We start from the raw sequence: 13,324 nt of genomic DNA, 5'->3' as shown, positions 1-13,324 counted from the left end.
TCAGACTTCCCCTCCTAATACTATGGGAAGCTCTTGCAGTGAGCTAATGCTGTAGCTTGTAATCCCCCGTGATCTTAGAACGTCTGTCCAATCTGTGCTGCTATTCGTTTCTGATAAATTCCCTATATGAATGTGCGACGGAGTCATCCCTCTGCTGTCAGCCCAACGTAGTGCATCCAGTACAGGCTGACCACGTTGAGGACTAATTAGCACGAAGTATGAGCCTTTAGGGAACATACGGTAACCTTTTTCCAAACGGGATATGAGTGGACCGTGCCCTTCGGCGTTAAGATCGATCAAATATTGAATCATTTTCTGACGCTCAGCAGCACCTTCAACAGGTGCAAATACCTTCGTGGTCTTATCCAAACAGCAAAGACCGATCCCAATTCGCTCTCGAATGCCGAATCCAAGTAGTGAGGCTGCGACGGAGACTGCGAGTTCAAATTGATTCGAATTCGTATAAGCAGAAGCAGAGCCGTCCAGAACTAGAATGGTCTTGGGAATCGACTCATGCTCGAACTCTTTGGACTTCCACGAGCCTGTCTTTGCCGTTGCATTCCAATGAATGCGTGTTAGGCGGTCGCCATATACGTAGTCGCGTACACCGTTAATTTGGGTAGTCTCACGTCGTGATTGAACAACAGAGGTCTGTGGCCCAGAAAGACGGGATTTTCTTTCATATAACTGCCACCGCGGAACATAGATTGCACGAGGCAACACCTGAAACTGGCCTTCAGCCAGAAAAGTACCTTTATGCTCAACAAGGCCAAAAATATCTTGGCTGATGATATCCGTATCTGAAAATGTATAAGTGCCCCGTTCGAGAACTGGTGTCTGAAACCGCAGTTCCCCAAGTCCTCTGAGGCTGGGAATCAGGCTTTCCTCAAATACCCAGGATTCGCCATTATGCCGTTTCAGAACTTCCCTAACAACTACATAAGGTAAAGGCAAAATCCCCGGGATTGTGACCTTCAGACCTACACGAAGATACCCACCGGCAGAGAGCAAATCTCCCTTATCCTGTTCGGCATAAAAACTGCGAACACCCTTAGCCCGCCGAACGCCTCCCAAACCTCCAGCAATCAGATATGCAATAAGTACAGAGACCATAATAAACAACATAAATGCAGTTTTACCGCCCTGAAATAGTACATATAAGAGAGTAATACTCCAAATTACAAGGATGCTGGCGAACTTAGTAGGCTGAATGCGAGCTGCCACCGTAGACAAATAACGTCTCATATTATTGCCTCATCGTAACAGGCACTTGAATGCTCTGCAGAAGCTTTTGAAGCAGTGAATCTACGCTAACATTATCTAGGCGCGACTCTGGACGCAGCAATATACGATGACCCAAGGCAAATGGAGTAAGCACCTTTACGTCATCTGGAAGCACATAATCTCTTCCCTGTAAGAAAGCATAAGCTTTACAAGCCAGCATAAACGATAACGAAGCTCGTGGACTTGCACCGAGCAATACAAGCGGATGCTCTCTTGTCTGGCGCACAATATCTAACAAGTAATTCAGTACAGGATCACTCATATAAATCTCACGAATTTCCTCCTGAATACTAGCGATCTGCTCCATACTAGTGACAGCCGTAAGCCTGTCCACTGGTTGACCTTCTTGATGGCTCAGCAATAGATTTTTTTCGGTTGCTGCATCAGGATAACCAAGACTAATTCTTAGCATAAACCGATCCAACTGAGCTTCCGGCAGCGTGTAGGTTCCCTCAAAATCTATCGGATTCTGGGTGGCGCACAACATAAATGGATGCGGCAGCGGATAGGTCTCCCCATCTACGGTTACATTTCGTTCCTCCATCACTTCCAGAAGGGCGGATTGTGTCTTTGTGGTGGCTCGGTTAATTTCATCGGCCAGCAGGATATTCGTCATCACTGGACCTGGGCGGAAATGAAACATCTCGTCTCTCGGATGATACACAGATACACCGGTAATATCACTCGGAAGAATATCCGGATTACATTGTATCCGGCGATACTCTCCGGACATTGATCTGGAAAGTGCGCGAATAAGCTGGGTCTTTCCTGTTCCCGGTACATCCTCGATCAGAACATGACCACCGGCAAGCAGCGCTGTTAGCAGCAATTGTATTTCAAATGATTTTCCAAGTATGCAGGATTCTAGATTATTACGGACAGCATTCATGATGTGCATTGATTCTTGACGAACGGGCATATATGATCCTCCTAGGTCAGAATAAGCAGTAATATTTATATTTTACATGATTAGGGGACCCAAAGTACATTGTTGAAGCTTACGAAGTGTAAACAAACCAAAAACCCGCAGGACAAAATGTCCCGCAGGTTCTAATCTAAATCGCTAAAATCCCATTATCCTTTAGGCCGAACAACCAATGCAGCCAGGAAAGAGAACACAATCGCTGACGAAATCCCTGCGCTCGTGATATCAAAAATCCCTGTAACTACACCGATCCAGCCATCCCTTTCCAGCTCTGTCAATGCTCCATGGACCAAAGAGTTACCGAAGCTTGTGATTGGAATGGTTGCGCCCGCACCCGCAAATTTCACAAGTGGATCATAGATGCCAAAAGCATCAGCAATCGCTCCGGCTACAACTAATGTACTCATCGTATGTGCAGGTGTCAGCTTCAATACATCAAACATCAGCTGGCCTATAACGCAAATGGCTCCTCCGATCAGAAAAGCCCATAAGTAAATCATCATTAAACTCCACCTCCACTTTCTATAGCAACAGCATGAGCCACACACGGAATGCTCTCTCCCTGCTGGTATGACAATGGGGATAATAAGGCTCCAGTTGCCACAATCAGCACCCGTTTTAGTTCACCTTTTTTAATACGCTTGAGTATATGACCATAAGTCACTACCGCGGAACACCCGCAACCACTTCCTCCAGCGATCACATACTTCTGTTTCTCCAAATCGTAGATAAGCAAACCACAATCATCAAAGGTTGTTTGCTCCATTGGAATCCCTTCTTTAGCTAATAAGGTTTTCGCAATGGGCAAGCCTACAGATGCAAGATCACCTGTAACAATTAAGTCATAATGCCCGGGGGATAGTCCGGTATCCCGAAAATGCGCAGTGATCGTATCCGCCGCAGCCGGTGCCATCGCTGTTCCCATATTAAAAGGATCTGTCAAACCGAGATCCATTATTCGACCAAGGGTAGCCGAGACCACTACCGGATTGTTGCCAGTCCCATCATTCTGTCCTACTACAGCACAGCCCGAGCCTGTGACCGTATATTGCGCCGTTGGCGGCTTCTGTGAACCGTATTCGGTAGGATAACGAAATTGCTTCTCCACCGTACAGTTATGGCTGGATGTTCCCGCGAGCACGTATTTGCTGCCTCCGGAATCAACGATCATAGAGGCAATTGCAAGGCTCTCCATGGAAGTGGAGCAAGCACCGAAAACTCCAAGATAAGGCACACCTAATTTTCTTGCCGCGAAGGAGCTGCTGATAATCTGGTTCATCAAATCTCCGCCAACAAAAAACTCCAGCTTCTCCTTATCCAGGTTTGCATTAATCAGTGCCAGTAGGGAGGCTTTTTCGAAAAGAGTCCGCTCAGCCTTTTCCCATGTTTTTTCACCCATTTCCAAGGAATCAAATATAAAATCAAAATCTGACGTTAATGGACCCTCTCCCTCTTCAGGACCCACTACAGCGGAAGAGCCTAAAATAACGGGACGGCTCGTGAACTCCCAAGTCTGACTGCCAAGCTGTTTCATGTATGTGCACCTCCGCCAACGCCTAAAAAGAGATAGACGATACCAATTATGAAAGCAGCAACGGCACCAAATACGATGACTGAACCCGCCAGCTTGAACATATTGCCGCCCACACCGAGCACAAGTCCTTCCGCACGATGTTCAAGAGCTGCTGAGCACATACTGTTTGCAAAACCAGTAACCGGAACCGCAGTTCCTGCACCGGCCCATTGCGCCAGTTTGTCATACACGCCAAAGCTGGTCAGGATTACAGAAAGTAGAATCATCGTCGCTACAGTTGGACTTGCGGCTTCTTTGGAGGTCATATCGAATATTGCCATATAAGCCTCCTGAATCCCTTGTCCAATTACACAGATTAGGCCGCCAGCAAGAAATGCTCGCACACAGTTTTTGAATACGGGCCTAGCGGGTACAAAGGGCTTGGACAATTTCTCGTAATCTTGCGGGGTCAGGGTATCAAGCTTCAGCTTGACACCCGATTTTTTCGTTTTCGCCGGCATTGAGGGCACCTCCTGAAAGTTAGGCGAAGGGGGCTGACAAGCATCATAGTAGTACTCACTTTGAGCCCCTCAAGTTGTTTCTTCGCTTAGAAGTTTTCCTTATTGTTTGCCATACCCCGCTTCGTTATGTCCCTCCAATTCAGGAAAAATACAGTAACACAACTATCAGCAGCAAGAACAGCACAAGAATAAGCACTGCTTCCTTTTCCAGAGAGTTGTGGCGCCAGTAACGTCTGCGCGCTCCGCTAACCTTTAGGTTTCTTTTGGAGTATCCTCCCTGCACCCTTCTTTTGGGTACACTACCTGCTACCCTCATTTCCTTCGCATCCTTTCTAAAGCTCCTGCCACCAGAGCCCCTATTGCATTGTATTCGCGGAGCGTTCACCGGGTGTTCATTGTCTCTTTAGCATGGACAAGTGAGCTCACAATGTTCATACTAAGTGGCAGGAAGAAATAACGTTGTCGTCCATTTTGGATCGCAACCGTTTCTCGTAAAACTATAAGGATGATGTATAACGCAAAGCTTATACGTCCTTATATTTTAATAAAGGAGTGATTTCAAATGAATCAAGAAACATTGGATCTATTCAAAACACTTACCGAATTCCCTGCAGCCCCGGGCTTTGAGCGCGAACTCCGCGCTTACGTCAAGGATGCTATGACACCTTATACCGAAGAGTTCGTGCAGGATCGTCTCGGAAGTCTGTTCGGCGTATTGCGCGGTGAGGAAAACGGGCCAAAAATTATGGTCGCTGGACATTTTGACGAAGTGGGCTTTATGGTCACCGGAATTACTAACACCGGGATGATTCGTTTTCAACCGCTAGGCGGATGGCTTGCTTCTGCTGTTGCTTCCCAGCGTCTCCAAATCATTACACCAAAAGGCACATTGACCGGTGTTGTTGGCAGCACGCCTATCCACCTACTAAGCGCAGAAGAACGCGGCAAGACGGGCGAAATTAGCAAAATGTATATTGATATCGGTGCAGACAGCCGTGAAGAGGCAGAAAGCTTTGGCGTCAGACCAGGTCAACAAGTACTGCCGATCTGTCCGTTCACCCCACTTGCCAACCCTAAAAAAATCATGGCTAAAGCGTGGGATAACCGTTACGGTGTAGGCCTCGCCATTGAGCTGGTTAAGTCATTACACGGCAAAAAGCTGCCTAATACTGTTTATGCTGGTGCTACTGTACAAGAGGAAGTCGGACTTCGTGGAGCACGTACAGCCGCTAATCTTCTGTCCCCAGACATTTTCTTCGGCTTGGATGCGAGCGCTGCTGCCGATATGACCGGGGATAGCCAAGCCTTTGGCCATTTGGGTAAAGGCGCTCTACTGCGCATTTATGATCCTACGATGGTTACACATCGCGGCTTAATCGAATATGTACAAGACACAGCGGATACTCACAAGATCAAATACCAGTATTTTGTCTCCCAAGGTGGAACAGATGCAGGTCAGGTTCATGTAAGTGGAATCGGCGTTCCTTCCGCAGTCATCGGAATATGCTCTCGCTACATTCATACCGCTTCATCAGTTATTCATAGCGATGACTACGAAGCTGCTAAAGAGCTGTTAGTTAAACTGGTAGAAGGCCTCGACCGCACTACACTGCAAACGATTATTGAGAACAGCTAAGTTCTTATTTTTAAAAGAGCAGCGATCCTTTTTGAAGGATTGCTGCTCTTTTTTGGGTCGGGGCTTACGGACCTGTGTCACTTGCGCCCCAGTGGTGTTTACAAACCCCGATATTACTTCTAAAAACCAATTGTGCTTATGAACCCCATTGCCCGCTGATCCCGCCATTGGTACTACGACGGACCCATGATGCTTACGAACCCACGTTGTTTATTGTTTACGCTCCCAAGTTACTTGCTTACGGCCCCATGTTGTTTATTGTTTACGCTCCCCAAGTTGCTTGCTTACGGCGACACGTGGTTTATTGCTTACGCTCTCAAGTTGCTTGCTTACGGCGACACATTGTTTATTGCTTACGCTCCCAACGTTGCTTCCGGACTCAGATGACGCTATTTGCTAATTTAGAGCCTTTTGAGTAAAGTTGCGGACCTCAGTGACACTATTCCAGAGAAATGGGCTCATAATCGGTGTCATTCATGCTAATAGCGACTATGGTGTCCGATATCCCCCCAAAAGTGGCATAATTCTGCGTTTAAGATCATCTGTGTCCTATAGAGACTCCCCCTATCTCTTTTCATATAAAAAAGCCCGCCTCAACGGCGAGCTCTTTAGCTACTCTCAGACAGCTATATCAACTCATATCCAGTGGCACTTTCCACGAAGGTATCGGGAAAGCCTCATCCAGCTTCCATCTTTCTTCTTCACTCAGCGTAATTAAACCTGCAGCAGCATTCTCAATTACATGCTCACGTGAAGAAGCTTTCGGAATCGTAATGATCTCCTCCTCGCGAATCGTCCAAGCTAACATAATTTGTAGTGGGGTTGCGTTATGAATACGGGCAATTTCCTGAACTGCCTCACTCTCGATAACCCCTTTGCGGAGCGCGCCTGCTTGTGCAAGCGGAGAGTACGCCATTACGGGCATGCGGTGACTTTTCTGCCATGGCAGCAATTCAGCTTCGATGCCTCTCGACCCTAAATGATACAGCACCTGATTCATAGCACAGTGAGTTCCCCCAGCTATACTAAGCAGCTCTTTCATATCGTCAACATCAAGGTTCGATACACCCCATCTTGCTATTTTACCTTGAGAGACCAGTTTCTCCATGCCTTCCACAGTCACTTCAAGCGGAATATCTCCCCTCCAGTGCAGTAAATAGAGATCCAGATGATCCGTATTCAGTCGTTGCAAGCTTTCTTCACAGCTGCGAATAAGATTCTCGTTGCCGGCATTATGTGGGTATACTTTGGATACCAGGAAAACGTCATCCCGAATACCTTTAATAGCATCACCTACTAAAAGCTCTGAGTTTCCTTCCCCATACATCTCCGCCGTATCTATCAAATCCATGCCTAATTCCACGCCTAATCTAAGAGCAGCAATTTCTTCCTCTCTACGGGAAGCATCATCACCCATATTCCAAGTTCCCTGTCCTATTCTAGGCACAGAGGTACCGTCTGGAAGCAGCATGCGGTTAGCTCGGTTCACTTTCACAATTTCAGCCAAATGCTCGATTGAATCCTTAGTCATTGTAAAAATCTCCTTACCGATAAATTGTATACTTACTTTATACGACCTTTATGACCCTTTCGAAACATCTGAATCGTGTCTAATTTATAACTTATCTTTCCTTTAGGAGAGAAAAAGCAACAAATTGGTTGCTAACTACGCTATCAACTTCAGCCCCACTGCGGCTCCCAGTATCATAAAAATACAGATAACCCGCCGCCAGTCTTTGGCCTCCCCATATAAAAGCATCCCCAAAATCGCTCCACCGGATGCACCGATCCCCGTCCATACCGCATAAGCTGTGCCCATAGGCAAACTTTTCATTGCAAATGATAGAAAAAGAAAACTTCCTCCAAAACCAAGGAAGAGCAGCAAAAACGACTGCAGATTCCGGTATTTATTCAACCTGTTGATCATAGCCACTCCGAACATTTCAAACAATCCTGCAACAACCAAAAATGCCCATGCCATTTAAGACTCCCCCTTTATTTCAGTTTCTTTGATATCTTTGGTTTCGTTAGTTACCATTTTCAGACCTATAACTCCTGCCAGCAAAATAACCACCAGTACCAGCTTCATTAGCTTGAAGGGTTCACCGAATAAAACCATGTCCGCAATGACTGTTCCTGCCGTCCCCAGCCCAACAAATACAGAATATACGGTACCCACCGGTAATTTACTGCTTGCTGAAATAATGACATAGAAACTTATGATTATGGCTACAACTGTAATCAGCCACTCCCACACGCTTGAAGCATGCTTTAAACCTATGACCCACATGACTTCGAAAATCGCAGCGCCAACTACCTTCAGCCACTCTGAATTCTTTTTCATTTCAAGCCCTCCTTCAATTCTCCATAACTTATGATTGCCCACGGACAAACAAATAAGCCCGGAAGGTCATCGCCAAATGGCGATACCTCCCGGGCTTTTATCCCTCCGTGTAGACACAAACTTAATGTTCGTGCGTTTTCCCTCGGACCAGACCAGCTGTGCACCCGCTGCGGAACCCTAGAAAACAAATAAATGATTAAGTTACATCGTATGGTAGCAAATCGGGCGTATAAAAGCAACCTTTTTTCTATTACTAGCGTAATTAAATCACAGTATAAAATTCCATAAAATTATAAAATAGATATCAATTTCATTCGATTATCTAGGAAAAGAGGTTAATTCATGTTTCTTTCCAGACATTTTAACTGCGTCCCTCTAGTGGAAGGCATTTATTGCCTTGAAGCGAAGGAGCAAGGCGGAGCCATGAGTAATGCCGGTTTGATAGATATGGGTGATTACACATTAATCTTTGATACATTCAACACTCCACAAGCTGGCAAAGATCTTAGGGATGCCGCTCTGTATTATTTTAATAAACCTATCAGATACATCGTCAACAGCCATTGGCATGGAGACCACGTTAGAGGGAACCAATTCTTCTCGGATGAAGTAATCATATCCTCCAGTAGAACTAGAGAGCTCATGATAAAAACTCAACCAGACTGGCTTGCCCGAATGAAGAAACTGCTTCCTAATCTTGAAGAAGATCTTACGAAGCTTAATACATCTCTCGAGCTCAAACTGAACGATTCCAAACAACGAGAGCTCCTTTCGCAAATAGGTTATTTACAAGAAATCAAAGAGTCTATACTAACGCTTGAAGTAACCCTTCCCCAACTAACTTATGACCGCAAAATGACTATACATGGCTCGGCAAGGACCGTTGAACTCCTATCGGTGGGTACTGCCCATACGGAATGCGATTCTATTCTATTTTCTCCATCCGATTCTTTAGCTTTTGTTGGAGATATTGTCGCAGTTGATAATCATCCATTAGTAGTAGACGGTAATCCCTTATCCTGGTTGGAGGCACTTACTTATGTCGAGCGCTTAGATGTGAACATAATTGTTCCCGGTCATGGGCCCGTTACTCAAAAACATTATCTACAGCAAATAAAACGGTATATAAATGATATAATCCATATTAGCGAATCATTGATACGCGAAGACATGAATGTGGATGTGAACCATATAGAAATTCCCGAGCCTTATCTGGGCTGGAATTATGGGAGTATTTTTTACAGAAATCTTGAGTTTTTGGCGAAAGCAGCTAGTAACTAATTTTTGGAGTTGAAAGGAGCGGTTCGTTATGGTTTTTGGGATACTATTTGTAGGTGTTGCTGTATTTATTATTATACAAGCCGTAATACGTAATGGCTCGAGCTCAAACAAAAGTACCTTTGATAGAAATAGGCAAAATGATGCCGCCAACATGTCTTTTATGGCTGCCAGTCATCCGGATCTGCTGGATCCAAACCACTCTAACCACTCTAATCATTCTAACCACCACCATAATCACTACGGAGATCACTCGCATCACCATTCTGGACCTGACAGCGGGGGGCATAGCTGGGGTGGAGACGGCGGACATAGTGGCGGTGGAGACTTCGGTGGGGGTGGAGATGCTGGCGGGGGCGGTTGTGATTAATTGAAAAGAAACGAAAAGGACATCCCTGATCCTTCAGGAATGCCCTTTTTTTAATGCTCATTTATGATACTGAGAATTTTAGCTTGAGTTTGGCTTAATAACTTTTCGGCACCGTGCGGATGGAGCGTTCTAGCTTATCTTATTGATTAAATTGAAAACGGCTAAGCAGTACCTCACCATTAAAGATGAGATAAACATCGGTAGTTTCAGATTCCACGGACACTTCACCAGTAAGTGTGTTCCACTGCTGCAATACGCCACCCGACGGTACAGTCACAGATCCAACCAGCTTCCCTGCTGGGCTGCCCGTTCTGATCTCAAGGGTGCCACCTTTTGCAGAGGATACCAAGGCTTCAAAAGCTCCTGCCCCTTGCTCGAACAATACATCTTTAAAAGCGATCCAAGCGCCATCTTTTACCGGATGTATGGAAGCACCGCCTGCTTTGCACTCGTCCAGATATACGCCTTCGTAGTCATCGTAATTCTCTGCTTTGGTATTGATATACAGATTACGCGACGGAATAACGTCCCCCTGGACCGATAGTTGAGCGGATAATTGGATGTCAGCAGATGAACGGCCGATCAGAACCATATACTCTCCATTTTCCACGCAATATTGCTCACGGGTAACATCCCAGAATGCCAGCTCGGCAACCGGTAACGTAAACTCTATAGTTTGCGATTGACCTGCGGTTAGGTTTACTTTTTCAAAACCCTTCAACTGTTTAATCGGACGTTTGACCCGGGAATTCAGAGCTTGCACATATAGCTGCACCACTTCGTCCCCATCAACAACGCCTGTATTCTCTACTTGAACAGAAATTTTCAGCGTCTCATTCGCTTGCAGCTCCTTAGCGCTTAGGCTTAGGTTGCTGTAGGAAATTTGGGCATAACTTAAGCCGTGTCCAAACGCATACAGTGGCTCTCCGTCAAAGTACATATATGTTCTTTTGCCTTTGATAATATCATAATCCATCAGCTCAGGCAGCTGTTCTACAGAACGAAACCAAGTCATGTTCAGCTTGCCGGAAGGACTGTAATCGCCGAAAAGAACTTCTGCCACCGCATTGCCCAGCTCTTGTCCACTATGGGAGGTATACAATACAGCCGGAATGTTCTCGTCAATCCAAGTGGAAGTTATCGGGTAACTGCCGACAATGACCACTACCGTATTCGGGTTCGCTTCATAGACAGCTTTAACCAATCGCTCTTGCTCCTCTGGAAGCACAATATCCGGTCTGTCGATTTCTTCTTTTCCGTTAAGGAGTGGATGGTTGCCCACAAAAACCACAGCGATTTCAGCAGTCTTGGCAGCTTCTACTGCAGCCTCTATGCCGTTAGTTACGATGTTCTTTTTAAAAAGACCTGCTTGCGCATTGGCATCCTGATCTGCCACTTGCAGCGTTCCATTTTCCGGATTCACCGAGATCATTTTATCATTCCAGGTCCGCAAAGATACCGTATCTTCGCCTTCCGGAACGATGTTAATCGATTCTTTTACAAACCAGCCGTAAATTTCATCAGCAGATGCTGTGAGAGTCTCTGCTTCGCTTAAAGTTACATACTGACCGCGACTTGTCGCCTTCAGAGTATTGCTAGTCCAGCCCCAAGCTGTATGATGGAACAATTCTCCGTGCTCTGCTATGTCATGTTGTACAGCCAGTCTTCCGTCCTCCCCTGTGATTCCAATGGCTTGGCCGTTTGCGGCTGAAGTAAGAATGATCTGATCTGCGCCACTCTCAAAAGTAACGTGTTTACCAGGCAGCTTTTTGCTAACCCCCTGCAGCGGAGTCACTCCATAAGGTAATGTGCCAGAATACCAGTCTCTAAAAGCTTCATCACCAAGTGGACCAATAATCGCCAATTTGCTCAGACTGCTTTTGTTCAATGGCAATGTGCCTTGGTCATTCTTCAACAATACTATAGATTGTTTCGCAGCTTCCAAGGAGAGTGCGGTATGTTTTTTGCTAAGTATAACGGAATCGTCGATTGCTGCGTATGGGTTCCCTTCAGCCGGATCGAACTCTCCCAGACGGAAACGAACTCTGAAAGTGTTGGCAAGCGCACGATCCAAATCTTCCTCTGCTAAGAGGCCTTGGTCTAGTGCTTCGTGAAGAACCTTGATTGTCTCTGCGGTTTCTTCTGTTACGCTGTCAATTCCATTTTTGATAGATTCAGCCATCGATTGTGCAAAAGATTCATAATACTTGTGATCCTTCACAATCCCAAAAAGATCGCCGGCATCGCTTACGATAAAGCCATCCATTTCCCATTCGCCTTTGACCACATCCATTACTGCCGGATGAAGAATAACAGGTACGCCATTCACCGAGTTATAAGCGGTCATCATGGACTGTGCGCCACCTTCTCGAAAAGCAGGCTTAAACGCTTCCAGATAATACTCCCGCATATTTCTCGGATCAATACTCGCGGAGCAGTTCCCGCGTTCAATCTCATTATTGTTGCCGAGGAAATGCTTCAGCGTTGCTACCGCTTTCAAATAGACCGGGTGATCACCCTGGATTCCCTTCACAAGTGAGGTGCTGAGGCGTCCGGTCAACTCTGGATCTTCGCCGTAAGCTTCCTCGGTTCTTCCCCAACGCGGATCACGTTCCATATCCACCGTTGGCGCCCATAACGTCAGACCGTTCACCGTTGGATTCTTTTTGTAAAAGGCTCTAGCTTCATCTCCGATGGCCGAACCAATCTCCTTCAGCAGCTCTGGATTCCAAGTACAAGCCAATCCGCTCGGCTGAGGAAAAGAAGTTGCTTTTCCAAGCCAAGAAATCCCGTGCGCCGCTTCCGTACCATGCTTGTAAGCCCCAACACCCAAACGCTCTATGGCAGCTTGATACTGAGGCATCAGGCTTACTTTTTCATCAAGTGTTAGTCTGGAGATCAGATCCTGCACTCGCTCATTTAAAGGTAAATCAATCTGTTGAAATGGATATTTAGCTATATCTGTTCCCATCAAAATCGCTCCTTCGTCTCTTGTTGATAGCGGTTTCATTCATTCTCGAGGACAATCCTTCGAAAAAACACCCATACGTCCTATCCATCTAATCATAGAAGATTCCCCTCCTCCGCAACACCTTAACAATCTAAATAGAAATCAGGTCATAATTAGAGATTTAGGGGGCCTCTCTTTCTCCTGGCTCCCACCATTCGGATGATATCTAGAGCATTTTTGCCCTTCTTTTGCCTGACTCCCACCAATCGGATGATATTTAGGGCATTTTTGCCCTTCTTTCGCCTGACTCCCACCATTCGGATGAATATTTAGGGCATTTTTGCCTCTCTTTCGCTTGACTCCCACCATTCGGATGATATCTAGGGCATTTTTGCCTCTCTTTCGACCAATTCCCACCATTCGGATGATATCTAGGGCATTTTTGCCCTTCTTTCGCCTGACTCCCACCATTCGGATGATATCTAGGGCATTTTTGCCCATCT

At 46.0% G+C, this 13,324-nt stretch carries 13 protein-coding genes and 1 riboswitch; of the genes, 3 read left to right on the top strand and 10 right to left on the bottom strand.

Annotation, left to right across the window (positions count from 1 at the left end; all coding sequences use genetic code 11):
- From NST25_RS07525 to spoVAC, 5 genes are all read right to left on the bottom strand, one after another.
- Positions 1 to 1,245 carry a DUF58 domain-containing protein gene (locus NST25_RS07525; protein ID WP_340393702.1) on the bottom strand — a complete coding sequence of 415 codons (1,245 nt, stop codon included), beginning with the start codon at positions 1,243 to 1,245 and terminating at the stop codon, positions 1 to 3.
- Between the two features lies 1 nt (position 1,246).
- Positions 1,247 to 2,203 (bottom strand): MoxR family ATPase, encoded by a 957-nt coding sequence (locus NST25_RS07520; RefSeq protein ID WP_076125188.1) that lies wholly within the window; start codon positions 2,201 to 2,203, stop codon positions 1,247 to 1,249.
- Between the two features lie 155 nt (positions 2,204 to 2,358).
- On the bottom strand, positions 2,359 to 2,709 hold the full coding sequence (spoVAE, locus tag NST25_RS07515) for a stage V sporulation protein AE (protein WP_036675923.1): 351 nt from the start codon (positions 2,707 to 2,709) through the stop codon (positions 2,359 to 2,361).
- A 2-nt stretch (positions 2,710 to 2,711) separates the two neighbouring features.
- Positions 2,712 to 3,743: a stage V sporulation protein AD gene (spoVAD, locus tag NST25_RS07510; RefSeq protein ID WP_340393700.1), complete on the bottom strand. Its 1,032-nt coding sequence runs from the start codon at positions 3,741 to 3,743 to the stop codon at positions 2,712 to 2,714.
- Positions 3,740 to 4,243: a stage V sporulation protein AC gene (spoVAC, locus tag NST25_RS07505; RefSeq protein WP_076125192.1), complete on the bottom strand. Its 504-nt coding sequence runs from the start codon at positions 4,241 to 4,243 to the stop codon at positions 3,740 to 3,742. Before spoVAC ends, spoVAD begins: the two co-directional genes overlap by 4 nt.
- Before the next feature lie 562 nt (positions 4,244 to 4,805).
- Between spoVAC and NST25_RS07500 the strand changes: the two genes are divergently transcribed.
- Entirely contained in the window at positions 4,806 to 5,879 is a 1,074-nt protein-coding gene (locus NST25_RS07500; protein ID WP_076125194.1) for a M42 family metallopeptidase, read from the top strand.
- A 631-nt stretch (positions 5,880 to 6,510) separates the two neighbouring features.
- On the opposite strand, the gene NST25_RS07495 is transcribed toward NST25_RS07500, so the two are convergent.
- The 3 genes from NST25_RS07495 to NST25_RS07485 all read right to left on the bottom strand — a co-directional run bounded on the left by NST25_RS07495 (position 6,511) and on the right by NST25_RS07485 (position 8,223).
- Positions 6,511 to 7,410 carry an aldo/keto reductase gene (locus NST25_RS07495; protein WP_076307070.1) on the bottom strand — a complete coding sequence of 300 codons (900 nt, stop codon included), beginning with the start codon at positions 7,408 to 7,410 and terminating at the stop codon, positions 6,511 to 6,513.
- A gap of 135 nt (positions 7,411 to 7,545) precedes the next feature.
- On the bottom strand, positions 7,546 to 7,860 hold the full coding sequence (locus NST25_RS07490) for a multidrug efflux SMR transporter (RefSeq protein ID WP_076125196.1): 315 nt from the start codon (positions 7,858 to 7,860) through the stop codon (positions 7,546 to 7,548).
- Positions 7,861 to 8,223 (bottom strand): multidrug efflux SMR transporter, encoded by a 363-nt coding sequence (locus NST25_RS07485; protein WP_036675723.1) that lies wholly within the window; start codon positions 8,221 to 8,223, stop codon positions 7,861 to 7,863.
- Positions 8,224 to 8,307: 84 nt separating this feature from the next.
- Positions 8,308 to 8,415, bottom strand: a riboswitch (guanidine-I (ykkC/yxkD leader).
- A 150-nt stretch (positions 8,416 to 8,565) separates the two neighbouring features.
- On the opposite strand from NST25_RS07485, the gene NST25_RS07480 reads away from it, so the two are divergent.
- Together NST25_RS07480 and NST25_RS07475 are read left to right on the top strand one after the other, a co-directional pair.
- Entirely contained in the window at positions 8,566 to 9,504 is a 939-nt protein-coding gene (locus NST25_RS07480) for an MBL fold metallo-hydrolase (RefSeq protein ID WP_076220328.1), read from the top strand.
- 28 nt (positions 9,505 to 9,532) lie between these two features.
- A complete protein-coding gene (locus NST25_RS07475) occupies positions 9,533 to 9,871 on the top strand; it encodes a hypothetical protein (RefSeq protein ID WP_076185308.1) in 339 nt (112 codons plus the stop codon).
- Between the two features lie 139 nt (positions 9,872 to 10,010).
- On the opposite strand, the gene NST25_RS07470 is transcribed toward NST25_RS07475, so the two are convergent.
- On the bottom strand, positions 10,011 to 12,842 hold the full coding sequence (locus tag NST25_RS07470; RefSeq protein ID WP_340393696.1) for a glycoside hydrolase family 3 C-terminal domain-containing protein: 2,832 nt from the start codon (positions 12,840 to 12,842) through the stop codon (positions 10,011 to 10,013).
- 141 nt (positions 12,843 to 12,983) lie between these two features.
- Positions 12,984 to 13,322, bottom strand: coding sequence for a hypothetical protein (locus tag NST25_RS07465; protein ID WP_340393694.1), 339 nt, complete (start codon positions 13,320 to 13,322; stop codon positions 12,984 to 12,986).
- Positions 13,323 to 13,324 lie beyond the last annotated feature (2 nt).

The organism is Paenibacillus sp. FSL E2-0190 (assembly GCF_037992965.1).
Classification (GTDB): domain Bacteria; phylum Bacillota; class Bacilli; order Paenibacillales; family Paenibacillaceae; genus Paenibacillus_AQ; species Paenibacillus_AQ odorifer.
Note: the sequence above shows the minus strand (reverse complement) of the source record. Positions and strands in the feature narration are given on the sequence as shown.

What these genes read in the sequence shown, in the direction of transcription:
- NST25_RS07470 (WP_340393696.1), bottom strand. Translation starts at nt 12,842, where the DNA reads ATGGGAACAGATATAGCTAAATATCCATTTCAACAGATTGATTTACCT.
- spoVAC (WP_076125192.1), bottom strand. Translation starts at nt 4,243, where the DNA reads ATGCCGGCGAAAACGAAAAAATCGGGTGTCAAGCTGAAGCTTGATACC.
- NST25_RS07475 (WP_076185308.1), top strand. Translation starts at nt 9,533, where the DNA reads ATGGTTTTTGGGATACTATTTGTAGGTGTTGCTGTATTTATTATTATA.
- NST25_RS07480 (WP_076220328.1), top strand. Translation starts at nt 8,566, where the DNA reads ATGTTTCTTTCCAGACATTTTAACTGCGTCCCTCTAGTGGAAGGCATT.
- spoVAD (WP_340393700.1), bottom strand. Translation starts at nt 3,743, where the DNA reads ATGAAACAGCTTGGCAGTCAGACTTGGGAGTTCACGAGCCGTCCCGTT.
- NST25_RS07495 (WP_076307070.1), bottom strand. Translation starts at nt 7,410, where the DNA reads ATGACTAAGGATTCAATCGAGCATTTGGCTGAAATTGTGAAAGTGAAC.
- NST25_RS07520 (WP_076125188.1), bottom strand. Translation starts at nt 2,203, where the DNA reads ATGCCCGTTCGTCAAGAATCAATGCACATCATGAATGCTGTCCGTAAT.
- NST25_RS07500 (WP_076125194.1), top strand. Translation starts at nt 4,806, where the DNA reads ATGAATCAAGAAACATTGGATCTATTCAAAACACTTACCGAATTCCCT.
- NST25_RS07525 (WP_340393702.1), bottom strand. Translation starts at nt 1,245, where the DNA reads ATGAGACGTTATTTGTCTACGGTGGCAGCTCGCATTCAGCCTACTAAG.
- NST25_RS07485 (WP_036675723.1), bottom strand. Translation starts at nt 8,223, where the DNA reads ATGAAAAAGAATTCAGAGTGGCTGAAGGTAGTTGGCGCTGCGATTTTC.
- NST25_RS07465 (WP_340393694.1), bottom strand. Translation starts at nt 13,322, where the DNA reads ATGGGCAAAAATGCCCTAGATATCATCCGAATGGTGGGAGTCAGGCGA.
- spoVAE (WP_036675923.1), bottom strand. Translation starts at nt 2,709, where the DNA reads ATGATTTACTTATGGGCTTTTCTGATCGGAGGAGCCATTTGCGTTATA.
- NST25_RS07490 (WP_076125196.1), bottom strand. Translation starts at nt 7,860, where the DNA reads ATGGCATGGGCATTTTTGGTTGTTGCAGGATTGTTTGAAATGTTCGGA.